Origin of the sequence: Nocardiopsis sp. CNT312 (genome assembly GCF_000515115.1) — a bacterium.
Classification (GTDB): domain Bacteria; phylum Actinomycetota; class Actinomycetes; order Streptosporangiales; family Streptosporangiaceae; genus Nocardiopsis.
Window position 1 is genome coordinate 304,625 of record NZ_AZXF01000005.1, and the last position, 22,584, is coordinate 327,208.

The window sequence follows — 22,584 nt, forward strand, 5'->3', positions numbered from 1 at the left end:
GACCGGCACCGGCTCCACCGCGCCCCGGAACCGTCCGGACGAGCGCGGACATCCACCATGCTCCTCCGGCGTACCCCGGTTCCCCCCTGTGTGGCCAGAAGGCCCCGCCCGGCGAACGCCGTCAGCGAAAGGCCCGACATTGAGTCATCCCCAGCACACCCGCACCAATCGCGGCCGCCCCAGCCGCGGGCACGGTCGGCAGCGGCCCCAGAACAGCAGGCCCCGCACCGACAGGCGCCCCGGGAACAGCGGCCCCTCCGGTGAGTTCGCCCTCCCGGTGACCGTCACCCCGGCGCTGCCACCCGTGGACTCCTTCGAGGCGCTGGACATGCCCGCGCCGTTGAAGCGGACCCTGGCCCGGCAGGGCCTGACCACCCCCTCCGCAATCCAAGCGGCCACCCTCCCCAACTCCCTGGCGGGACGCGACGTGCTGGGCCGCAGCCGGACCGGTTCGGGCAAGACCCTGGCGTTCGGCCTGGCCCTGCTCGCCCGGCTGGAGGGACGCACCGCCGAGCCCCGGCGCCCCCTGGCCGTGGTGCTCGCACCCACCCGTGAACTGGCCCAGCAGGTCACCGAATCCCTGGAGCCCTACGCCCGTTCGGTGGGGGTGCGCACGGCGACCGTCGTGGGCGGGATGCCCATCCGCCGCCAGGCACGGGCCCTGCACCAGGGCGTCCAACTGGTCGTCGCCACCCCGGGGCGCCTGCGCGACCTGATGGAACGCGGCGACTGCGTCCTGGACCGGGTGGAGTCCACGGTCCTGGACGAGGCCGACCAGATGACCGACATGGGTTTCATGCCGCAGGTCACCGCCATCCTCCAGCAGGTCCCCGCCGACGGCGGGCGCATGCTGTTCTCCGCCACCCTGGACCGCAACGTCGACACCCTGGTCCGCCGCTTCCTCAACGACCCCGTGGTCCACTCGGTCGACCTCTCCGAGGGTGCCGTCTCCACCATGGAGCACCACGTCATGCACGTGTCGGCCGCCGACAAGCAGAACGTCGCGACCCGGATCGCGGCCCGCGAGGGCCGGGTCATCATGTTCCTGGACACCAAGCGCGCCGTGGACCGGATGGCCGCCCACCTGCTGGCCAACGGCGTCCTCGCCGCGCCCCTGCACGGCGGCCGGAGCCAGCCACAGCGCACCCGTACCCTCGACCAGTTCAAGAGGGGCGACGTCACCGCCCTGATCGCCACCAACGTGGCGGCCCGCGGCATCCACGTGGACGGCCTGGACCTGGTGGTCAACATCGACCCGCCCACCGATCACAAGGACTACCTGCACCGGGGAGGACGCACCGCCCGCGCCGGGGAGTCGGGCAGCGTGGTCACCCTCGTCCTGCCGAGCCAGCGGCGTGACATGACCCGGCTGATGAGCCGGGCCCGGATCGACGCGCACACCGCCCGGACCGACGCGGAGGACCCCGAACTCACCCGGGTGACCGGAGCGCGTGAACCCTCGGGGACGCCGGTCAGCCTGCCGGTGCGGGCACCCGCCCAGTCCTCCCAGCAGCAGCGCCCCCGCCACGGCGGTGCCCCGCGCCGTCGCCGCCGCTGACCCGGAGGCCGGAAGGCACACAGGCGGCCTCGGAAATTTCTGAACGTATTCTGAGCAACCACCGAAACAGCGGAACGCCCTGTGACCTGAGTGAACAGGTCACAGGGCGTTTCCGCATGTCTTCCAGGAGTGGCCGGGGTGCGGTGTCGAACCACCGGCCTTCCGCTTTTCAGCACGTATCCGACGAGGAAGGCCGCTTAGGTCCCCGTGTGGATGCACGGTGGAGGTCTTGTCAGAGCCCCCTGTGCGGCCCCCTCCCTGGCCGGGAAACGCTCGTCGCCCCCGCGCAAGGCGCACCACGTCTAGCCGTTCGGGGGGCTCATATACGTCTCTCCCCCTCCGTGTAGCCTCCGCTTTGGTGGCCGGTTTTCGAGCGAAGCAGCCCGACAGACGAGGGCGCGTGAAATGTCCGTTTCTCGACAACTTGCAGATTCGAGGGGTTCGGGCGGATAAAATCTCTGGTCAGGCTGCCCCCCGCGCGCACGGGGATGGACCGACTCACCAGGCGCAGGCCCTGGCCGCCGTGTCCTGCTCCCCGCACACGCGGGGACGGGGTTGACCTCTGCACCAGCACAGGGGTCGCCTAGCCGACCCCTGTGCTGGTGCAGAGGTCGCCGCGTGTGGGCTCCGGCCCCGGGCGGGGGAGTGCCCGGGGCCGAAGCGGCTTGTCAGGTGCCGTGACGGCAGCGCTGGGCGAGCCGGGCGCGGAGTGTGGCGGTGTCGGGTGCGGTGATCTCCTCGAAGGGGTCCCCGGGGCCGGACCAGCCGGGCGGGCGGTGGGCCGCGTAGGTCACCGTGCCGTCGTCGGCGGTGCGGGTGGTGAGCACCCGCGCCCCGCGCACACGGGGATGGACCGCCGTCGGGGTGGTGGCCGGTGTAGATCGGACCGTGAGCCCCGCGCACGCGGGGATACGGCAGCGCCGACGCACCAAAACACCCCGTGGCCTATTCACGCAGGTCACGGGGTGTTTTCGCATGTCTTGTGGGAGTGGCTAGGGGCGGGGTCGAACCGCCGACCTTCCGCTTTTCAGGCGGGGTCAGTGGTGGGTCGCGGTGCTGGCCTGCGGGATGGATGTCCGCTCGGGTCCGGGTAAGTCCATCCCCGGTTGCTGTCGTTGCTGTCACCACTGCTGTCACTTCGAGGTGTCTTCGGCCTGCCCTGACGTAGGGGAAAGCGGTCCACCACAGCGGTGCCGCACGTGCGCTCCTCCGTCTACTGCCCCTCCCCCGGCCACGGGGCTTCGGCAACCACGGTTCCGAGCCGAGGCGCCCGATAGCGCCGGAGCGGGTGACCCGAGACAGTCGCCCCCGCTATCGGGTGCCTCGGGATCCGAGCACGTCATCAGCCGATTTCCGGGGAATGGCAACTGTTCGTCCGCGATCTGCGTCATGATGCCAAGCGGTACGGCCTTCGGCCGCGCTCGGGACCGGGCGGCAGCCCGCAGCCCGAGCGCGGCCGAAGGCCACTGCGACGGCGCTCGCGCCGTCGCCTTGATCCCATACAGCCCAACTCGGCAAGGAATAGGCAGGCCCAGTGAAGCCAACTCAAGCAAAAGCCATTCTCGGAGATTCAGAAATTCAACTAGACTGTTGGACGATGCAGAGAACTGGAAGTGATCAATACCTAGCTCCGCTAGAGGCTATCGAAAATATTTCAATCACCAGCATTCGCAATGCAATATTAAAGCATCAAAATTACCATTGGGGCCATGAGGTGAGACCCCGAAATTGGCCTCGGAGCAAGCTACTAATCGAACAGGCGCCGCCCGACCTTGACTGCATCCTTGTAACGCGGACCCCCATATCCGAGTACGACGAAGACTACTCTCCCGCAGAGCCAATAGAATTTAGAGTGACAAAAAACGGCGAATTTCTAGTGCGCTCGGAGTTCTTCGCCAACGAATACGTGGAAGTTGAAGAACTAATCAAACTCGCGCGCCCCTACCTGTCGCGAAACGGTGCCGGACTGGCAGCGATAGATTACGAGGGGTCCGGAAGTCAGATCTACTATTTCATAGATTTTTGGCTGAGCGAGCGCGGAAATACACTCGGACATGCCTACAGGATAGCCGAGGGCTTGATTGATCTGGTTCACTGTTTTCTTGGGAGCCCAATAAACCAAGACATCGCCGTCGACATACTTCGCTCCGGAAAATGGCAGATTTTTCTCGGACAGCCCGAGTCCCCCTGGCTTGAAGTTAAATCTACCCCCTACAGACTCGAAGAAGAGACAGAAAAATACGAGCTCGCAAAGGACATCTGTAGCATGGCCAACTCCAAACGGGGGGGCATCATAATCATCGGCATGAAATCAAGGAAAAGAAACGGAATCGACACAATCGATCAAATTACTCCCATAGAAAAAGGCTGGAAGCTCACCGCAAGATACAAGAGCATCGCGCGAAATTACATTTACCCAGCCCCCGAAGATTTTGACATTACCTACCTAGAACACAACAAGAAATGCATACTTGTCATGCAGATCCCAAGACAACAGGAAGAGATGAAGCCATACATTGTTTATGGAGCCAACATATCAAGCAAGGTGAAGGGATCGTATTTTTCGATACCACAACGAAACGGCGACGCTACAGTTGCAAGCAGCCCTGCCGCTATACACTCAATGCTTGCAGTTGGAAGGGCTCTTCTGCGATCGAAAAACCCTGACCACAGGTCTGATTAAACTATTCATTCCTTATATATAAGGAACCAGGTTTTGCGTCCGGAGAGGGTGGCGTAGCTGCCCCATGAGGTGGCCAGGGCGTCAACGAGGAACAGGCCGCGACCGTGTTCGGCGTCGGGTTCGGGCTGCGCCACGCATGGAGCGTCGAAATACGAACCGCCGTCGTGGACGGTGACGCGCACACTCTTCCCGTGCTCATGCTCGATGAGAACGCCGAACCCCGCCCCCGGGAGGCTCGACGGGGTGTGCTGGACGGCGTTGGTCGCCAATTCGCTCGTGAGAAGTACCGCGTCGTCCGCCACTGGGCAGTCGCCCAAGCGGTCGGCAACAAACGCTCGCACAGCGGCGATCTGGTCGGGGCGGCCGTAGAACCAGGCGTGGTGGACGCTCGCCGTGTGGTCGAACCGGTCTGCGTAGAGGGACATGGGGTTTCACCTCGTGCTCTGGGTGCAGGGGGCAGACACTGAGCTGCATGACTAGTACTATTAGTACGGCTACCGTACATCGAATGCGTGTGTAGCGCACTGGTTTGCGCGCACAATAAGTACGGGTCTTGTAGTCAAAGTGAGGAGAGTGCCCCATGTTCGGACTGTCTGTGCGGTTCACGCTCAAGGACGAAGCCGCTGTTGACGGCTTCGATGCCCTGGTGGCGGAGACGCTTCCGCACATCCGCCGGAGCGAACCGGGCACGCTCGTGTACGCGGTCCACACCGTGGAGGGCAAGCCCCTGGAGCGCGTCTTCTACGAGCTGTACGCCGACCGTTCCGCCTTCGCGGCCCACGAGGAACAGCCGCACGTGAAGCGCTTCCTGGACGCTCGCGGCGCGTTCCTGGCCTCGGTGGAGGTGGACTTCCTGAACCTGATGGACGCTAAGGGTGTGCAGGAGTGAGCACCGACTACCAGAAGGCGCTGGGCCGCAAGGTGGCCAAGCACCGTAAACAGCGCGGTCTGTCTCAACGCGAGTTCGCCGGACTCGTCGGCCGTTCCGAGACCTGGGTGTCTCAGGTCGAACGCGGGGTGCGCAAGGTCGACCGCATGGTGGTGCTCGAAAAACTGGCCGAGGTCCTGGAGATCCCCGTCTCCGAGCTGGCTGCCGAGGCTCCCATCGTCGCCGCCACCAACGAGGAACCCCCGGGAAGCAGCCGACTGCGCCTGGTCCTGAGTGGATCGCACGCCTTGGCCGCTCTACTGCGCCGTAATCCTGCGGCGGTCGATGTGGACGACCTTCGCCAGCGGGTTGATCGGGTCTGGGAGCTGACCCATGCCAGCGCCTACATGGATCTCACCGAGATTCTGGAGTCGCTGATCCCCGACCTTGAGTCGGCCGCCCGCTCGGTTCCCAACGGTGAACGCCTGGAGCTGTTCCGGCTCCTCAACGCCGTTTACCAGGCTTGTTCCTCCGCGTTGTCCGGCCAAGGCGAGTACGAGGCGGCATGGATCGCCGCTGACCGTGCCATCACCGCGGCCGAACGGGCGGAGGATCCGCTCCTCATGGCGGCGGGTGAGTTCCGCCTGTGCCTGACCTTTCAGGGCGCACGCCACTATGACCAGGTCGAGGCCACAGCGCAGACCGCGTGTGAGGCGCTGGGTGGCCTGGTGGAAGAAGGCGACCTCAAGGCCATGTCTGTCTATGGAGCGCTGACCCTGCAACGGGCGGTCGCCGCCGCACGCGGCAACAAGGCCACCATCGCCTACCGGCACGTGTCCGAGGCCAAGCGGATCTCGGACGCCTTGGGCGGAGATCGCAACGACTTCAACACCGAGTTCGGTCCGGCGAACGTGGGCCTGCATGAGGTGTCCGTGGCTGTGGAGCTGGGCGACGCTGGCGTGGCGTTGCGCGCTGCGGACGAGGTGGACGTGTCGTCCCTGTCTCTGGAACGTCAGGGCCGCTTCCTGATCGACGTGTCACGCGCTCAACTCCAACGACGCAACGTCGATGATGCCGTGGCCACCCTGGAGAAGGCCGAGCGCATCACCCCCGAGCAAGTGCACGGGCATCCGGTGGTGCGGCAGGTCGTCGGTGACCTCCTGGCGATCCAGGATCCCGCCGGAGTAGCGCTGACCAGGCTCGCAAGGAGGGTGGGCGTACTCTAAGTGCCATCTAGTACTTCATGTACTAGACAAAACAAAAAGTGCGGATTATCGTGTGGTTGGTCGCGCGGTCCCTCCTGCCGTGGAGGGGTGCGACCGGCCACACGTTTTCGTTTGCGCTGATAGGCGCAGTAAGGAGTCCGCATGGCTATCCAGGGTGCGTTGCCGGTGGAGTTCGCCGCCGTGTTCCCCCACGGCGCGTTCGCGCTCGGGGTGGAGGCGATCACCGATTTCGAGACCAAGCGGCCCCAGCTCGACAAGGAGTCGGGGCTGCCTTTGTGGGCGGTGGATGTGATCGACGCCGACCCCGACGCGCGGGGCAAGGCCAAGAGCGTGAAGGTCAAGATCCCCGCGAAGGTGTGCCCCACCCTGCCCGACGAGGTTCCCGGGCTGCCGTTCCGGCCGGTGGAGTTCGAATCCATGGCGGTCATGCCCTATGTGGACGACAACGGCCGCCGCCCCCGGGTGGCCTACTCGCTGCGCGCCCGGGGTGTGAAGCCCCCGACCGCCGGTGCCGCTGGCGGCACCCGTCGTTCTCCGGCCAAGGACGCGGCCTGATCGCCTCCTGACATGTAAGCGGGGCGGCCTGGTGCGCCAACACCTGAGCCGCCCCTGTCACCCCTCGGAAGCTTCCCAACTCTCACAAGAGGTGTTTCCAGTATGTCCCCCTACCCCGATGACCTGTCTACCCTGACCGGCTCCGGCCTGGTGCACGCCTACCTCGACGCGGTCGAGACGCCCCGCTCCCGTCCCTGTGAGTGGGCGGACTTCTACGCCTTCAAGGCGCGGGTGTTCGATGCGCTGGCCGACCTGGGCACCCCCGATGCGTCCGAGGTCGCCGACCGTGCCCGCCTGATGCGCTCGCGCGTCCTGCACCAGAACGAGAACCGGGGCGGGGGTGTGCTCTGATGCGCTCGGCCAAGGTGGGGGCCGCGCAGACGCCCCCGACCCTGCCCTCCCCCGCACAGGGGGTGCGCTGGACCACCCCGATCGTGGAGACCCCCGGCATCGTCGTGCTGGCCTCGTGGGTGTGGCGGCTGGTGCGGTTCCTGGTCACGCTGCCATTCCGGTTCCCGGTCATGGTCGCCTCGGCTGCTGCCTCGGGCGGGGCCTGGTGGTGGCTGGACTGGCCCGGCCCGGCCGGACTGTGGGGCTCGGCGGCCGTGGCCTCTCTGGTGTGGTGGCGCGTCCATCCCGTCTCCTTCCGGACCTGGGTCACCCTGCGCTTGTTGGCGTGGTGGCGGCACGTGATGGTCTACCGCCGCCACTGGCAACCCGTCCTGGTCATCTCCGGCCTGGCCGAGTCCTACCAGGAGCGCCGCTACCTGCCGCGCATCCGCCGCGTCCTCTGCACCGCTTGGGCGGACCGGGTGCGCATCACCCTGGTGGCGGGCACCAGCCCTGCCCACTTCGAGACGCGCGTGGCCGAACTCGCCCACGGCTTCGGTGCGCCCTCTTGCCGCGTGCTGGTGGAAGGCCCGCGCAAGATCACCCTGGAGTTCCCCCGCCGGGACACCCTCGCCCACACCGTGCCCGCCCTGGACGTGGGCGAGTGGGCGGATCTGGGCGCACTGGGCGTGGGTGTGCGCGAGGACGGCGCGCGGTGGGCGCTGCGCCTGCACGGCACACATGTCCTGGTGGCGGGGGTGACCGGCTCGGGTAAGGGCTCGGTGATCTGGTCAGCGGTGCGCGCGATGCTGCCCGCGATCGATGCCGGGACGGCGCAGGTGTGGGCGGTCGACCCCAAACGCATGGAGCTGTCCTACGGGCGGGCGTTGTTCGCCCACTACGCCGACGAGGCGGGCGCGGCGGTTGCTCTGCTTGAGAGGGCGGTGGGCACCATGCAGGAACGCGCCCGACGCTACGCCGGGCACCGCCGCGCGCACACGCCCACCACCGCCGATCCGTTCGTGTTGGTGGTGCTGGACGAGGTGGCGTTCCTGACCGCCTACCACCCCGACCGGGACGTGCGGCGCCGGGCGGAGAACGCGATCGCCACCCTCACCTCGCAGGGCCGGTCGGTGGGCTTCTGCGTGCTGGCCGCGCTCCAGGATCCGCGCAAGGAGGTGATGAACCTGCGGAACCTGTTCCCGGACAAGGTGGCGCTGCGGTTGGACGAGGCGTCGCAGGTGGACATGGTCCTCGGGGAAGGGGCGCGGGACCGTGGGGCGAACGCGCATCTGATCGATGCGGCTCTTCCCGGGGTGGGGTTCGTGCGGGTGGAGGGCTCACCGGCCCCGGTGCGGGTGCGGGCCGCGTACGTGTCGGATGCGAACATCACCGCGATGGTCGAGGTCTACGGCTCGGCCGCCTCCTCATCGGACGGCGGGGGTGAGGCGGCATGACGACGCGCTTTGAACGCACGGATGCCCCACCACAGCAGGAAAGCCGCGCTCCCGATCGCGTAGCCGAGTGCTGGCCCTGGCACGTCGAGGTAGAGCATGCCCGCTGCGGGGATGATGTTCCCGGCTCCGGCGGTGAAACGCCAGTCCGACCAGTCCACGGGTGCGCTCCTCGTATCTCGGTTGGGGGTTGCGATGCCGACTCTGACCGGTAAGTCCACCCGGGCCGAACGGCTCGCGCAACCCCTGGCCCGCGAGGTCGCCGAACAGGTGGCCGCCGACCACGGGGTGTGCATCCGCCCCGTCTCCCTCCGACGCACCGACCTGGCCACCGGTGCCAGCGAGATCGTGGACGTGCCGTGCGGGTCCACCCTCGAATCCCGCTGTCCGGCCTGCGCCAAACGCAAACGGTCCCTGCGCCGGTCCCAGTGCGAAGAGGGCTGGCACCTGGCAGAGGACCCCGTCGTGGACCCCGACCCGCCCACCAAGGTGCAACGGGGCTGGGTGGAACAGCGCGCGATGGTCACCGCTGAACGGGAACGGCTCACCGCGTCCGGGGACGCCTCGGACGAGGACCTGACCCGCCTGGACGCTGCGATCTCGGACCTGGACGAGGAGATCACCGCCTCCGGCCTGCGCGGCTCCATCACCCGCTCGGGCTCTTCCCCGTCCGGGTCCCGGCCGCGTCGGGTGCGCTCCACCAGACGCCGCCAGGACGTGCCGGAGTTGCCCAAGCGCGCGATGCGCCGCACCACCGTCGGACGCTCCTACACCGACCCCGCCACCGGCCGGACCTTCCGGCCCTCGCTGTTCCTCACCCTCACCCTCGACTCCTACGGCCGTGTCCGCTCGGACGGCGCCCCCGTCGACCCCGCCGCCTATGACTACCGACGGGCCGCTCGGGACGCCCTGCACTTCTCCAAGCTCGTCGACCGGTTCGTGCAGAACCTGCGCCGGGTGGCCGGGTTCGACGTGCAGTACTTCGCCTCGGTGGAACCCCAACGCCGTCTGGCCCCGCACCTGCACATGGCCACCCGGGGCACCCTCCCCAGGGCGGAACTGCGACAGATCGCCGCCGCCACCTACCACCAGGTGTGGTGGCCACCGGCTGACACGGTCCGGTTCGAGGGCGGCCACCTGCCGGTGTGGGACGAGGACACCGGTACCTACCTCGACCCCGCCACGGGCGCACTCCTGCCCACCTGGGACGAGGCACTGGATGCCCTGGACGAGGACCCCAACGCGCAGCCCCACCACGTGGCGCGGTTCGGCCGCCAACTCGACGCCAAGGGGGTCGTTGCCGGGTCCGCCGACGCCGATCGGTGCGTGCGCTACCTCGCGAAGTACCTGACGAAGGACCTCGCCGACTGCCACGAGGTCGAGACGGTCTCTCAGGAACAGCACGTGGACCGGCTCCTGGACGCGCTGCGGTTCGAACCGTGCTCGCCTCGCTGCGCGAACTGGCTGCGCTACGGCATCCAGCCCCAGGACCCCAAAGCCGGGCTGCGGCCCGGGTTCTGCCGCTCCAAGGCCCACCGGCGCGAACACCTGGGCTACGCCGGACGGCGCGTCCTGGTCTCCCGAAAGTGGTCCGGTAAGACCCTCGCGGACCACAAGGCGGACCGGCTCGCCTGGGTCCTGGACACCCTCGGCATTAACGCCGTTAGCACTGACCCCGCCGACGAGGGCCAGGGCGAGGGCGACCACCGGCCCCCCGCGCTGCTCTCCACGGCTCGCGGCTCCTTCGCCTGGGAACTGGCCCGTCCCACCGATCCGGACGTGGCACCCCGTGAACGCCGCCTCCTGCGCGCCGTGGGCGAATCCCTCAAACGCCGCGCACAACTCAACGCCGCTCGAACCCCAGACCATTCGGCAACCCCTGAGCAGGAAGCAGCGTGACCATGACCGAACTCCTCCTGACCGTCGAAGAGGCCGCCGAACATCTACGGGTGAGTCGCTGGATGGTCTACAATCTCATCCGCTCCCGCACCCTCCGCACCGTCAAGATCGGCCGTCGCCGCCTGGTCCCCGTCGCGGCGCTCTCCGAGTGCCTGGAAGCCCTGGAGGATGCCGCGTGAGTGCCTCTGAGGGCAACAACCGCCGTCGCCGCAAGGGGCGCAAGCGCGCCAACGGGGAGGGAAGCATCTGGCTGCGCAAGGACGGCCGGTACGCCTTCGCCGGGTACGCGCTGACCACGGACGGCACGTACAAGCGCGTCCAGGGGTACGGACGCGACTACGACGATGCCCGATCGAAGCTGAACAGGCTCCTGGCCGACTCCGACCGGGGCGTTCCCGTCGCCTCGGAGAACTGGACCGTGGCGGAATACCTGGACTACTGGATGGAACACGTCGTGCGCGCCGAACGCCGACCCAAGACCGTGCAAGGCTATGAGGGTGTCGTCCGCCGCTACCTCGTGCCGGGCCTGGGGAAGAAGAAGCTGGCCAAGCTCGCCGCGCGCGACGTGCGGACCTTCATCACGCATGTTCGGCAACTCTGTCAGTGCTGCAAGAACGGTACGGACGCCGCTCGGGACAAGCCGGAGTGCTGCGCGCTCCCCCGGCCCCGGTGCTGCGAGCACCGTCTGTCGGCGCGCATGGTGCAGTCGATCCACGCCGTCCTGCGCAACGCTCTCCAGACGGCCGTCCGTGAGGAGGTGATCCCGCGTAACGCGGCCTCTCTCGTCAAGGTCTCTCCGCCGCGCTACTCGGTGAACCGGGGCCTGGACGTCGCGCAGTCGCGCCGTCTGCTCAAGGCGTCGGAGAACGACCGGTTCCACGCCCTGTACGTCCTGGCGCTCTGCCTGGGCCTGCGTCGTGGGGAGCTGCTCGGGCTGCGCTGGTGCGATGTCGACCTGGAGGCCGGCCGCCTGGAGGTGGTCCACACACTCCAGCGGGTGAACGGGAAGCTGGCCCTGGTGCCGCCCAAGACGGAGGACTCGGCGCGGACCGTGCCGCTCCCCGGTATCTGTGTGGACGCGCTCAAGGCGCACCGGAAGCGGCAGTTCGTCGAGCGCTCGGACGCCTTCCCCGACTGGGAGGAACACGGGCTGCTCTTCCCCTCCCGGCGCGGGACTCCCCTGGAGCCGGACAACCTGCGGCGGAGCTGGGAACCACTGCGGCGGGCCGCGGGCCTGGAGGGCATGCGCTTCCACGACCTGCGGCACACCTGCGTGACGCTGCTGCTGAACCTGGAGGTGCCGCCGCAAGTGGTCCGGGAGATCGTCGGGCACAGCGATATCGGGGTGACGATGACGATCTACGCGCACGCCTCGTTGGACGACAAGCGGCGGGCGCTCCGGAAGCTGGGGGACGCGCTCGGCTGAGCCGGTTGCTGTCACGTTGCTGTCAAAAAACGCCCGGGGCTCTCGGCCTCCGGGCGTTTGCACTGCTTACAAGGGGTGGCTAGGGGCGGGGTCGAACCGCCGACCTTCCGCTTTTCAGGCGGACGCTCGTACCAACTGAGCTACCTAGCCGCGCGCGCCGGTCTACGGCGCACCTGCGGTCCTGACGGGATTTGAACCCGCGGCCTCCACCTTGACAGGGTGGCGAGCACTCCTAACTGCTCCACAGGACCTGGATGAAGTTGTCGCCCCGGTCGACCGCCCCGGCGCTTTGGCGTGGTCATCATTCTGCCAGATGCCCGACAGTGCTCAGACCACGTCGTACCCCCAACGGGATTCGAACCCGCGCTACCGCCTTGAAAGGGCGGCGTCCTAGGCCGCTAGACGATGGGGGCCCGTGTGACAGGTCAAGCATAGGGGAGATTCCCACCAACGCCAAAGCGGTTTGCCCGGTCCCGCCGGACACATGACCACCTGCGGGAACGTCAGCCTCCGGTCGCACTCTCCGCCACGGAGGGCGTCGCGGACGGGCTCCCCGATTCCGGTGCCGTGGGCCGTTCGCCCACCGGGCGGTCGGGATCGGGTTCGATGTGCCGCTCCACCTGTGCCGATGTCAGGCCGACCCCGCCGAGGTCGATGTCGTCGCGTGCCTGGAGGCGGCCCGTCTCGGCGTCCAGGTACAGCACCGACGCCTGGTAGGGCACCGGGCGTCCGGAACCGTGATCAAGACCACTCAGCCCCGCACCGCCCGTCGACCCCTGCACCAGGAACCTGGTGCCCAGACCGCCCAGGATCGTGGAGCGCCGATGCTCGTCGCCGGTCAGCACCAAGGGCACCACGCCATCGAAGGCCTCCGCCTGCGCGCGCGTGTGCAGCACGGCGATGTCCACCTCCTCGCGCCCGTCGGCGACCTCCTCCGCCTGCTCCCCACCCAGCTCCGCGACCTCACGGACGGTCGGGTTGATCCTCGTCGCGTCGGGTGTGAACCGGGGGTCGCCCGCCCCGTAGAAGGTCAGTCCGGCCACCTCGCGGACCTCGCCGTCCAGCACCACGGCGTTGGGCTGGGACTCGACGGCGCGCTGTGTGCCCATCGAGTCGTGCTGGCCGCGCACCCACACGTAGGGCACCTCCAGGTCGGCGATCTCGGCCGCGAAGGCGTCCTCGGCGGCGCTCCCCCGGTCGGTCAGGTCCCCCGAGTCCACGATCACGTCCACCCCGTACTGCCGCTGGAGGGTGCCGATGATGCTCCACGACGCCGGGTTGAGGTGGATGTCGGACACGTGCAGCACACGGACCACCGCCTCGTCCTCCTCATACACGGGCAGGGTGGAGGTGGCCTCGTAGAGCCGGGACACGTTGCTCACCAGGCCGGCGAGCTGTTCCTGGTACTGGGAGAACTGGTCGACGACGGCCTCGGCGCTGCCGACCACCTGTGGCGCGCCCGCGATCAGCCCCGTGTACCGGGGTTCGACGATGGCACTCGGGTTGAAGGTGGCCGCCGCCCCAGCCCCCGTACCAGCGAGGACGAGGACCGCGATGGCCGCCCCGGCCAGGGCCCGCCACAGGTTCCGGAACAGCAGCAGCCCCAAGAGCAGCGCGCCCAGGGCGCCCGCGGCCAGGGCGCGGACCACCAGGTCGGTGATGCCCTGGCGCAGGTCCTGACCGATGCCCGCGGCCATCCGGCCGATGGACTCGGGGTCGGTGAACATCTCCTCGGCCGCAGCGAGCCGGATGTCGGAGATCGTCGCCTCCAGCCTCAGCGGTGCCCGGTGGGTGTCGAAGGCGAGCTGGCCGAGGGGGGCGACGTCGACGACCGTCTCACCGTGCCACTGCGGGGTCAGGCTGAACGTGACGTCGGCCGGACCGATCGGACTGACGACCTGGCCGCCCAAGGCGAGCCCCAGCCACCCGCCGACGAGCCCGGCGACGACAACGCACCCCCAGCGCCACAAGCGCCCGGAGGTCACACGTTCGAAGGCACGGCGCAAGTCGTACGCACGGATCGCTTCCCAAGACAGCACACCACCATCATGCAGGGCGCTGGGGCCACTCCCCAACCGTTCCCTCCCCTTCGGCCCCCTCCTCCGTCTCCGACCACGCCGTGGCAGCACAATGGGTGATGTGGTGGAACTGACACGCGCACACTTCGAGGAACTCGTCGCCGACGCCCTGGACGAGATCCCGCCCGGCCTGGCACGTCTCATGGACAACGTGGTGATCACCGTCGAGGACGAGTCGCCTGACGGGCTCCTGGGCCTGTACGAGGGCATTCCGCTGACGGAGCGGGGGGACTCCTATTTCGGGGTGCTGCCGGATCGGATCCTCATCTACCGGCACGACATCTGCGCCCTGTGCGAGACCCCTGAACAGGTGGTGGAGGAGGTGCGGGTGACCGTCATCCACGAGATCGCGCACCACTTCGGGATCGATGACGCTCGGCTCGCCGAGCTCGGCTGGGCCTGAGCACGCACGGATCCGCTTGGGTAAGGGCTGTTCCCCCCTCCGAACACCGCCCTAACCGAGAGCAACGAATCAGGCACGAAATCGCCTTATCCGCTTGCGGACACGCGACCAATCAGGGACCGTTGGTCATCGGGACACGACTGAGCGTGAAACGAACCCTGTAAAGGCAAGGGAGTGCCGGGTGCCGAATCCGAGCCTCGACAGAACACCCGAAGGCCGGGGGCACAAGCGCCCCAACGCCCCGAAACCGTCCTGGCGGAGCAGCTACCGGGAGGTCATGGGGATCGGCGAGTTCCGCACCGTCTGGCTCGCCCACGCCCTCTCGATGATCGGCTCCAACCTGCTGAACATCACCACGAGCGTCCTCGTCTACCAGGCCACCGACTCCGCCTTCGCCGCGGGCGCGACCCTGGCCGTGACGTTCCTCGCCCCGTTCGTCGCCGGGCCCCTCCTGTCCGGTCTGGCCGACGTCCTGCCCCGGCGCCGGGTCATGGTCGCGTGCGACCTGGCCCGGGCGCTCGTCGTGGTCCTCATCGCCGTTCCGGGCGTGCCCGTCTGGGCGGTGTGGGCCCTGCTGTTCTGCTCCGTGCTGCCGTCGATCCCCTTCGCCGCGGCGCGTGCGGCCCTACTGACGGAGATCGTCCAGGGCGAGCGGTACGTGGCCGGCACCGCCATCACCCAGCTCACCTCTCAGGTCGGGATGCTGTTCGGCCTGGTGGCGGGTGGCCTGGCCGTCGAACACGTGGATCCGCGACTGGCCGTGGCCGCCACCAGCGCGGTCTTCGCCCTGTCCGCCGTGATCCTCCTGCTGGGGGTCGCCCAGCGGCCCGCGCCGCGCGCCGCGGAGGAGAGCCGGCCCGGTTTCCTGGCGATGACCCGCGACGGGGCCGCCCTCGTCTTCGGCGACGCCCGGCTGCGGACGCTGGCACTGCTCGCGTGGCTCGCGGGCCTGTACTCCATCCCCTACGGACTCGCCAACCCGATCGCGGACGAGGCAGGCGCCGGACCGGCCGCGGCGGGGCTCATCATGGCGGGTTCGCCGGTGGGGGCGCTGATCGGTGGTTTCGTCCTCACCCGCTTGGTGCCTCCCCCCACCCGGATACGGCTGCTGGGCCCCCTGGCGGTGCTCACCTCGGTGCCGCTGCTGCTGTGGCTGGCCGACCCATCGCTGTGGCTGATGGTCACCGCGCTGGCCCTGGTGGGTATGGCGGGCTCCTACCAGTTCGTGGCCAACGCCGCGTTCGTCCTCTGTGTTCCGGAGAAGGGCCGGGGGCTGGCCTTCGGTCTGGTCGCCGCCGGGCTCCAGGTCGTGCAGGGCCTGGGCATCCTCGTCGCCGGGTTCTGCGCCGAGTTCACCGGAACCGGCACCGTGGTGGCGGCGGCGGGCGCGCTGGGGGTGTGCTCGGCCCTGTTCCTGGCCGTCCCGTGGTCACGGGAGGCCGGTCCCACCATCGAGCGGATGGACCGGACCGAGCAGAACGCCTGACCGCGCGGCGGCCGGGCCGACGCCGCGTCGGCCCGGCACCGCCGCCTCAGTCCCCCGTCAGGCGGGACTCGATGGCCTCGATGATGCGCGGACGCAGCTCGGCGGCGCTGACGACGGCGTCGACCGAGCCCACCTCCACCGCGCGCCGGATGTCGTGCACCCCGTCGAACTCCGCGGCCACCTCGCCTAGCTTCTCCGCGCGCACCGACGAGCGGACCCCGTCGAGTTCGGCGGCCAGCGCCGCGCGCTCGGTGCCCGCGGCCGCCGCCACCCGGGCCTCCAGGTCCCGCACCCGCGGGTCGGCCGCCGTGCGGGCCTTGACCTCCCCGGCGAAGACCACCGCGGCGGCGGGGGCACCGCCGAGCACCGAGGCGAACGAGCCCTCCAGCGCGAGCACGGTCATGTTCGGGTTGAGGGCCTTGGAGAACACCACGAACGCCCCGCCGTGGTAGCGCGAGATCACGCAGAACACGATGGGACCGCGGAAGTTCACGATCGCCCGGCCGATCTCGGCGCCGTACTCCAACTGGAGCTTGCGCATCGACTCCGGCGAGCCGTCGAAGCCCGACAGGTTGGCCAGCACCACCAGCGGCCGGTTGCCGCTGGCCGTGTTGATCGCCCGCGCGGCCTTCTTCGACGACTGCGGGAACAGCGTGCCCGCGGTGAAGGAGTCCGGGCCGTCCGTGGGAAGGAAGCCGCGCCGGGACACCGACGTGGACTCGATGCCGAGCAGGCACACCGGCATACCGCCCATGTGCACGTCCTGCACCACGGCGGTGTCGGCGTCGGCCATCCCCGCCCAGCGCTCCATCACCTGGTGGTCCTGGTCGGAGACGGCCCGCATCACGGTGCGGATGTCGAACGGCTTCTTGCGGTCCGGGTTGGCCTCTGCGGAGAAGATCTGGCCGACCGTGGTGAAGTCGCTGCCCTCCAGCATGTGCGGGAAGTCGCGGATGTCGCGGTCGACCGGGTCGGTGCTCTCCGCCCGCCGCGGCCGGTCCTCGCCCGGGGCGACGTAGGAGTGCTCGTAGTGCGACATGAGCACGTCGCGGGCGGCTGCCAGGTTGGGCGCCCAGTACTGGGCCTGGCCGTTGGGGCCCATCACCCGGTCGTAGCCGCCGATACCGAAGTTGTCCTCGGCCGACACGCCGCCGGAGAAGTCCAGTGACTGCTTGCCGGTGAGCACCATCGCCGAATCCGGGGTCATCACCAGGACGCCCTTGGTGTGCATGAGCATGGTCGCCTCAGCGTTCCAGTACGGCTGCGCGCCGACGTTGATGCCCGCGACCACGACGTTGATCTCACCGCCGTCCTGGGTGAACTCCACGATCCGCTTGAGTGCGGCGGCCACCCAGTCCATGTTCTCGGTGCCCGACTCCATGGAGATGCGGGCCCCGGAGGAGAGCGCGTACCACTCCAGCGGCACCTCCATCCGCTCGGCGAGGTCCAGGGCGGCGATCACGCGGCGGCACTCCGGCTCGGAGAGCGCACCGAGCGACTTGGTGGGGTCGCCCAGCAGGACCACCCGGGTGACGCCCTGCGGGTGCCGCTCGGTGGGCGTGGTGACCACACCGGCGACGATCGCGGCGGTGTTGCGCCCCTTGGGCCGGTCCACCGGCACGAGCGCGTGGGTGTCGTCGAGGTCGTACTCGGTGAACGCGCCGAGCAGGTTGGTCAGCTCGTAGGGGTAGACGGTGTTGCGGGCGCTGGCGCGCAGCACCTTCTGCCGGTAGTCGTCGATCGGCTCGATCGGGTCGTCGGAGGGCGCGCCGACGACCAGCTCGGTGCTGCCGGTCGGGTCGGAGCAGATGCGGATGGCGACCTTGGTCAGCTCGCCGGTCTCCGGGTCGCGCTGGCGTGCGATGAACAGGATCTCCTCCAGCCCCGCGCCCTCGGTCGAGGGCCGCACCCGGCCCACGATCGTCTCCATCTCCTCACGGGTGAGACTGCTCGGCGGCCAGACGTAGATGACCACCCGGTTGGTGTCGGAGCGCTTCTTTGAGGACCGGCGCGCCCGTTCGCGGCGGATGGAGTCGACGCAGGCGGCGACGGTCTCCTCGGCCGTGGGCAGCGCGACGAGCCTGCCGTCCTGCTCACGCAGTTCGGTGAGGTCGCGCACCTGGGCGAACGCGATGAGCCGTTCGTCCGCCGGGTTCTCCTTGGCCACGCACTGGAAGAGGTAGACCTCCTCGTCCGCCGAGGGCATGCGAGTGAGGTCGAACCTGCCCAGACGCTCCATCTGCATCCGCTGCGCGATGTAGGGGTGCAGGCCCCGGATCAGCCGGTCCTCGGCCATACCGGTGGGCGAGGGGCGGAACGTGAAGTGGTGGTGCATCACCGCGCCGTCGCGCCCGGCGACGGTCGTGGTCAGCCTGCGCACCCGGTCGGGCAGTGGACGGACGCTGAGGGCCTCCTGCAACGCGGCGGCCATCGCCTCGGAGTCCTCCGGCTGTTTCTCCCAGGACAGGTAGAGGTCGGCGTCGACCTCCGCCTCGGCGGCCAGTTCGGCGAGTCCGCGCAGCGCCCGGTCCAGGCCCTCGAAGCCCACGGCCGTGGAGACCACGCGCGAATCCGCGCGCTGGGCGACCACGAACGTGCAGTCGGCGGCCTCGGTGGAGCGCACGCTGAGGCCCTTGTTGCCGTAGTACCGGCGGGTCAGCACCTCCAGCATCACGGAGTTGTCCAGGTCGGATCGGACGAGCCGCTGGCCGAGCAGCCGCACGAGCGGCTCGGTGCTGCGCACCATCTCGGCGATGCGCTCGGCGCGGTCCGGGGCGTCGGGGCGGGTGTCCAGGTGGCGCAGGTGCCTGCGCACGTTCGCATAGACGCGGGCGCGGTTGCGGCGTAGGACCGGCTGGCCGAACCAGGCGAACACCACCCCGCGTGCCAGGTCGGCGACCACGGGGAAGCGGACCTGGGTGGCCGACACCAGGTGCTCCAGGGCGCGGCCGGCGGTCTCCCTCAGCGCCTCGTCCGGCTGCGGCTCCGCCAGCCAGGCGCGCAGCAGGGCGGTGACGGCCGAGACCTCGGTGGACACCCGCTGCTGGGCGAGGAAGATCCGGAACACCGCCGACTCCAGGTCGGTCGAGCGCTCCAGTTCGGTGATCCCGTAGTGGCCGAGCGCCTTGGTGAGCCGGTCGCGGAACGCCTCCGGCAGTCCGGCGCGTTCGGCGTCCAGGCTCTGGAGATAGGTGTGGAAGTACTCACGGGCGCTGTGGACGCGCTCGTCGGCGGTGTCCTCGCCCGCCGGGCGGTTGCGGCTCAGTTCGGCGAGGTCGGCGAAGAGTTCGATGAGCGGGAGCTCCTCGGCCAGCGGCCGGTGCCCCTCCCCGACCGCCTCGGCGCGCGCGGCGAGGTAGTCCTGAAGCACCCGGCGCTCGTCGTAGGGGTCGGCGTCGAAGCCCAGGAGCAGGCTCCGCACGTCCTCCCGGCCGCGTGCCAGGCGCAGGCGCGCGGAGGCGGCGGGCTCGGAGGCGGGCAGGTCCAGTTCCACGGCCCCGGAGGCGGTGTCCTCCTCGTCCTCGCCGTCGGAGAGCGGTTCCAGGCGCAGCAGCGCCGCACCGGTCTCCACCTGGCTGCCCACGGCCACGGCGCACTCCTTGAGCCGGGCCCGGAACGGTGCCCGCAGCACCGTCTCCATCTTCATGCTCTCCAGTACCAGGACCGGGGCGCCCGCCTCGACCTCGGCGCCGACCTTCAGCGGGGTGGCCACCACCAGTGCGGGCGCGGGCGAGCGCAGGACGCCGCCCTCGTCGCGGCTGACGCGGTGCGCCACTCCCTCCACCTCAACCAGGTGCACGGGGCCGTGGGTACCAGTGAGCAGGCGGTACACCGTCCCATTGACGATGATCCGCCCGGTGTGCTCGTCGAAGCGGTCGAGTTCGGCGTCGACGGTGCGGGCGTCGCCGCCCGCCTCCAGCCCGACCCGGAAGCGGTGCGCGCCCACGCGCGCCACCCGCACCCGGTAGCCCGCGCCGCGCAGCTTGAGGTCCAGGGGGCGACCGCTCTCGTGCTGCACCTGGGGACGGCCGCCGAACGCGGTGGAGAGGAGGCGCTGGCATTCGACGCGCTCCTCCTCCTCGTAGGCCTCGATGGCGGCGGCGACCAGGGCGACGGCGGAGTGCCGGTGCGTGACCAGACCGCCCTGGGCGCGCACCCGGTCGATCCAGCCGGTGTCGGCGGTCGCCTCGATCACCTCGGGCCGGTCGAGCAGGTCGAGGACGAAACTCTTGTTGGTGGCACCCCCCTCGATGATCACGGTGGTCTGCGCCATCGCCCGGCGCAGGCGGCCGAGCGCCTCCTCGCGGTCGCGGCCGTAGGCGATGATCTTGGCGATCATCGAGTCGAAGTCGGCGGGGATGGTGTCGCCCTCGGCGACGCCGGTGTCCACGCGGATGCCCGGACCCGCGGGCAGGTCCAGCCGCGCGATACGGCCCGGGGAGGGGGCGAAGTCGCGGTCGGGGTCCTCGGCGTTGAGCCGGGCTTCCACGGCGTGGCCGCGCTCGGCGGGTGCCCCGCCTTCGAGCCTGCCGCCCGAGGCCACGTGCAACTGCGCCTTGACCAGGTCGAACCCGGTGGTGGACTCGGTGATGGGGTGCTCGACCTGGAGCCGGGTATTGACCTCCAGGAACGCGAACATGCCGTCGCCGGGGTGGTAGAGGAACTCGACGGTGGCCGCACCCCGGTAGCCGACCGCAACGGCCAGCCGCTCGGCCGACGTCTTGAGTTCGGCGGTCTGCTCGGGGCTCAGGACCGGCGAGGCCGACTCCTCGATGATCTTCTGGTTGCGCCGCTGTACTGAGCAGTCGCGCACGCCCAGCGCCCACGCGGTCTCGCCGTCGGAGATGACCTGCACCTCGACGTGCCGGGCATGGGTGACCAGGCGCTCCAGGAAGACGATGCCGCTGCCGAAGGCGCGGGCGGCCTCTTGGCTGGTGCGCTCGTAGGCGTCGGCGAGCTCGTCCTCGTGGTTGATCACGCGGATGCCGCGCCCGCCGCCGCCGGCGGTGGCCTTGAGCATGAGCGGGTAGCCGATCCGCGCCGCCGACGCCAGGGCGTCGTCCAGGGTCTCGACCGCGCCCCGGCTCCACGGGGCGACAGGGACGCCGACCTCCTCGGCGATCAGTTTCGCGCCGATCTTGTCGCCGAGTTTGCGCATGGCGTCGGCGCTCGGCCCGACGAAGGTGACGCCGATCCGCTCGCACAGTTCGGCGAACGCGGGGTCCTCGGCGACGAAGCCCCAGCCGACCCACGCAGCGTCGGCACCGGTCTCCACCAGCGCGCGCTCCAGCACCTCCATGTCGAGGTAGGGACGCGCGGACGCGGGACCGAGGTCGTAGGACAGGTCCGCCTCACGGACGAACGCGGCCGTGCGGTCGACGTCGGTGTACAGGGCGACGGTCTCGATCCGTGCCCCGGTCTGCGCGGCGATGTCCCGTACGGCGTGGATGAGCCGCATGGCGGACTCTCCACGGTTGACGATGGCGACACGACTGAACACCCGATCAGGTCCTTCGCAGATAGACGACGTGTGTGCCGACCCTCGGGACGGCACTCCCCAGAGTGCAATCCTCCCGCCCGCCGACCAGCGGCGCCATGTCGGTGGGAGAGGAGTCCGGAGGGCTGTTGTTGTAGGAAACGTCCAAAGCGGTCGGCCGCGTCCCGGTGACGGCGCGTAGGGGCACCCGGCGCATTTTAAGGGCTCCGAGCAGTACGGATGTCCACGGCCGGGGTGGTCGTGGTGTCCCAAGTCTGGCACCGTCCCCGCCCGGCGTCAGGGCCCCGGTGCGCTTCGAGCAGCACGGGAGAAGGGGGAGCGGTGCCCGGCACAGGACAGGGCCCGCTCCCAGCGGGTCGGGAGCGGGCCCTCGTGGCGGATCGGGCCCTCACCCGGCCGTCCGCCCTCCCGTCACGTCCCGGGAGACCTGAGTCCATCCCCGCGTGCGCGGGGCTCACCTAAACGACCTGGGACAACGCAGCGCTTGATCTTCTTGTGACGTCGACTGCGCGGCCTGTCCTCAACCGCATCCCCCTGGGCTCGCGCGCTCAGCCCTACGCGGTCACCACCTGCCGTTGCGTCTGCGGGGGTACAGTGACTGCGGGAGTTGAACACAGCGGAGTCCCGGCCTGTAGGGCCGGGACTCCGCTGTTCGTCTGCTGGCTACAGGTCGGCCTTCACCGTTGAGACCAGCCCCGCCCGTTCCACCGTGGCCTACCTGGCCCACCGTCCGCCGGGCTGGTCCGGGGCCGGGCGACGCCTGCGAAGAGATCACCGCACCCGGCACCGCCACACTCCGGACCCGACTCGCACGCAGGTGCCACCACGGCACCTGACAAGCCGCTCCGGCCCGGGGCCTCCCCCGCCTGAGGCTGGGGTCCAGGCTCCCTGCGGGACCTCAGGGCCCGGAAAACACCGAAGGGCGCCCCTCCCGGAGGAGGGACGCCCAAGTGAAGCCCGGTAGGCCCCCAGAGGCCCGACCCCTGAACCCACGGATTAAAGGTCGGCGGGATGGCGGGCGTTTCGCTCCACCATGTGGTTGTCCGTTCTGGTCTGCCCGGGTACCGCGGTGTCAGCGGAGACCACGAAAGACCACCGCAGACCAGGGGGTTCCGGAACAC

At 69.4% G+C, this 22,584-nt stretch carries 17 protein-coding genes and 4 tRNA genes; 12 read left to right on the forward strand and 9 right to left on the reverse strand.

The genetic code is table 11. The features are described from left to right. The first annotated feature begins 139 nt into the window (after window positions 1-139). The gene (locus B042_RS0101575) at window positions 140-1,558 is read left to right on the forward strand and encodes a DEAD/DEAH box helicase (RefSeq protein ID WP_028646751.1); all 1,419 of its coding nucleotides are present in this window, start codon (window positions 140-142) and stop codon (window positions 1,556-1,558) included. A gap of 668 nt (window positions 1,559-2,226) precedes the next feature. On the opposite strand, the gene B042_RS25500 is transcribed toward B042_RS0101575, so the two are convergent. Together B042_RS25500 and B042_RS25505 are read right to left on the reverse strand one after the other, a co-directional pair. Beyond that, window positions 2,227-2,385, reverse strand: coding sequence for a hypothetical protein (locus B042_RS25500; protein WP_155988817.1), 159 nt, complete (start codon window positions 2,383-2,385; stop codon window positions 2,227-2,229). A gap of 162 nt (window positions 2,386-2,547) precedes the next feature. Further along, a tRNA-OTHER gene (locus B042_RS25505) sits at window positions 2,548-2,640 on the reverse strand. Between the two features lie 515 nt (window positions 2,641-3,155). On the opposite strand from B042_RS25505, the gene B042_RS24630 reads away from it, so the two are divergent. Further along, the gene (locus B042_RS24630; protein WP_081748537.1) at window positions 3,156-4,241 is read left to right on the forward strand and encodes a helix-turn-helix domain-containing protein; all 1,086 of its coding nucleotides are present in this window, start codon (window positions 3,156-3,158) and stop codon (window positions 4,239-4,241) included. A 5-nt stretch (window positions 4,242-4,246) separates the two neighbouring features. Here B042_RS24630 and B042_RS0101590 read toward each other — a convergent pair whose 3' ends face one another. Then, window positions 4,247-4,666, reverse strand: a complete 420-nt coding sequence (locus B042_RS0101590) for an ATP-binding protein (protein WP_028646752.1) — start codon at window positions 4,664-4,666, stop codon at window positions 4,247-4,249. Window positions 4,667-4,821: 155 nt separating this feature from the next. Between B042_RS0101590 and B042_RS0101595 the strand changes: the two genes are divergently transcribed. From B042_RS0101595 to B042_RS0101615, 5 genes are all read left to right on the forward strand, one after another. Then, window positions 4,822-5,130, forward strand: coding sequence for a putative quinol monooxygenase (locus tag B042_RS0101595; RefSeq protein ID WP_028646753.1), 309 nt, complete (start codon window positions 4,822-4,824; stop codon window positions 5,128-5,130). Further along, on the forward strand, window positions 5,127-6,335 hold the full coding sequence (locus B042_RS0101600) for a helix-turn-helix domain-containing protein (RefSeq protein WP_028646754.1): 1,209 nt from the start codon (window positions 5,127-5,129) through the stop codon (window positions 6,333-6,335). Before B042_RS0101595 ends, B042_RS0101600 begins: the two co-directional genes overlap by 4 nt. Window positions 6,336-6,476: 141 nt before the next feature. Beyond that, a complete protein-coding gene (locus B042_RS0101605; RefSeq protein WP_028646755.1) occupies window positions 6,477-6,890 on the forward strand; it encodes a hypothetical protein in 414 nt (137 codons plus the stop codon). A gap of 102 nt (window positions 6,891-6,992) precedes the next feature. Beyond that, complete coding sequence (locus B042_RS0101610; protein WP_028646774.1) at window positions 6,993-7,241, forward strand: hypothetical protein; 249 nt, start codon at window positions 6,993-6,995, stop codon at window positions 7,239-7,241. Beyond that, a complete protein-coding gene (locus B042_RS0101615; protein ID WP_028646756.1) occupies window positions 7,238-8,677 on the forward strand; it encodes an FtsK/SpoIIIE domain-containing protein in 1,440 nt (479 codons plus the stop codon). Before B042_RS0101610 ends, B042_RS0101615 begins: the two co-directional genes overlap by 4 nt. Here B042_RS0101615 and B042_RS25510 read toward each other — a convergent pair. Further along, complete coding sequence (locus B042_RS25510) at window positions 8,629-8,835, reverse strand: hypothetical protein (RefSeq protein ID WP_155988818.1); 207 nt, start codon at window positions 8,833-8,835, stop codon at window positions 8,629-8,631. The genes B042_RS0101615 and B042_RS25510 overlap by 49 nt on opposite strands. Window positions 8,836-8,869: 34 nt before the next feature. Between B042_RS25510 and B042_RS0101620 the strand changes: the two genes are divergently transcribed. From B042_RS0101620 to B042_RS0101630, 3 genes are read left to right on the forward strand one after another with little or no spacing between them, the layout of a single operon-like run. Continuing rightward, window positions 8,870-10,573 (forward strand): replication initiator, encoded by a 1,704-nt coding sequence (locus B042_RS0101620; protein WP_028646757.1) that lies wholly within the window; start codon window positions 8,870-8,872, stop codon window positions 10,571-10,573. 2 nt (window positions 10,574-10,575) lie between these two features. Beyond that, entirely contained in the window at window positions 10,576-10,752 is a 177-nt protein-coding gene (locus B042_RS24635; RefSeq protein ID WP_231493684.1) for a helix-turn-helix domain-containing protein, read from the forward strand. Further along, window positions 10,749-11,999 (forward strand): tyrosine-type recombinase/integrase, encoded by a 1,251-nt coding sequence (locus tag B042_RS0101630; protein ID WP_051415392.1) that lies wholly within the window; start codon window positions 10,749-10,751, stop codon window positions 11,997-11,999. The genes B042_RS24635 and B042_RS0101630 overlap by 4 nt, the downstream gene beginning before the upstream one ends. Before the next feature lie 76 nt (window positions 12,000-12,075). Here B042_RS0101630 and B042_RS0101635 read toward each other — a convergent pair. The 4 genes from B042_RS0101635 to B042_RS0101650 form a co-directional block, all read right to left on the reverse strand. After that, window positions 12,076-12,149 (reverse strand) — tRNA-Phe (locus B042_RS0101635). A gap of 26 nt (window positions 12,150-12,175) precedes the next feature. Continuing rightward, window positions 12,176-12,250, reverse strand: a tRNA-Asp gene (locus B042_RS0101640). A gap of 89 nt (window positions 12,251-12,339) precedes the next feature. Beyond that, window positions 12,340-12,412: transfer RNA gene (locus tag B042_RS0101645), tRNA-Glu, on the reverse strand. Window positions 12,413-12,502: 90 nt separating this feature from the next. Next, a complete protein-coding gene (locus B042_RS0101650; RefSeq protein WP_051415400.1) occupies window positions 12,503-14,035 on the reverse strand; it encodes a metallophosphoesterase in 1,533 nt (510 codons plus the stop codon). A 94-nt stretch (window positions 14,036-14,129) separates the two neighbouring features. Here B042_RS0101650 and B042_RS0101655 point away from each other — a divergent pair, with 94 nt between their 5' ends. Then, window positions 14,130-14,480, forward strand: coding sequence for a metallopeptidase family protein (locus B042_RS0101655; protein ID WP_028646761.1), 351 nt, complete (start codon window positions 14,130-14,132; stop codon window positions 14,478-14,480). A 181-nt stretch (window positions 14,481-14,661) separates the two neighbouring features. Then, window positions 14,662-15,966, forward strand: coding sequence for an MFS transporter (locus B042_RS0101660; protein ID WP_028646762.1), 1,305 nt, complete (start codon window positions 14,662-14,664; stop codon window positions 15,964-15,966). 46 nt (window positions 15,967-16,012) lie between these two features. Here the strand turns inward: B042_RS0101660 and B042_RS0101665 are convergent, their stop codons facing one another. Then, window positions 16,013-21,466: a carboxyl transferase domain-containing protein gene (locus B042_RS0101665; protein WP_028646763.1), complete on the reverse strand. Its 5,454-nt coding sequence runs from the start codon at window positions 21,464-21,466 to the stop codon at window positions 16,013-16,015. Window positions 21,467-22,584: the final 1,118 nt, after the last annotated feature.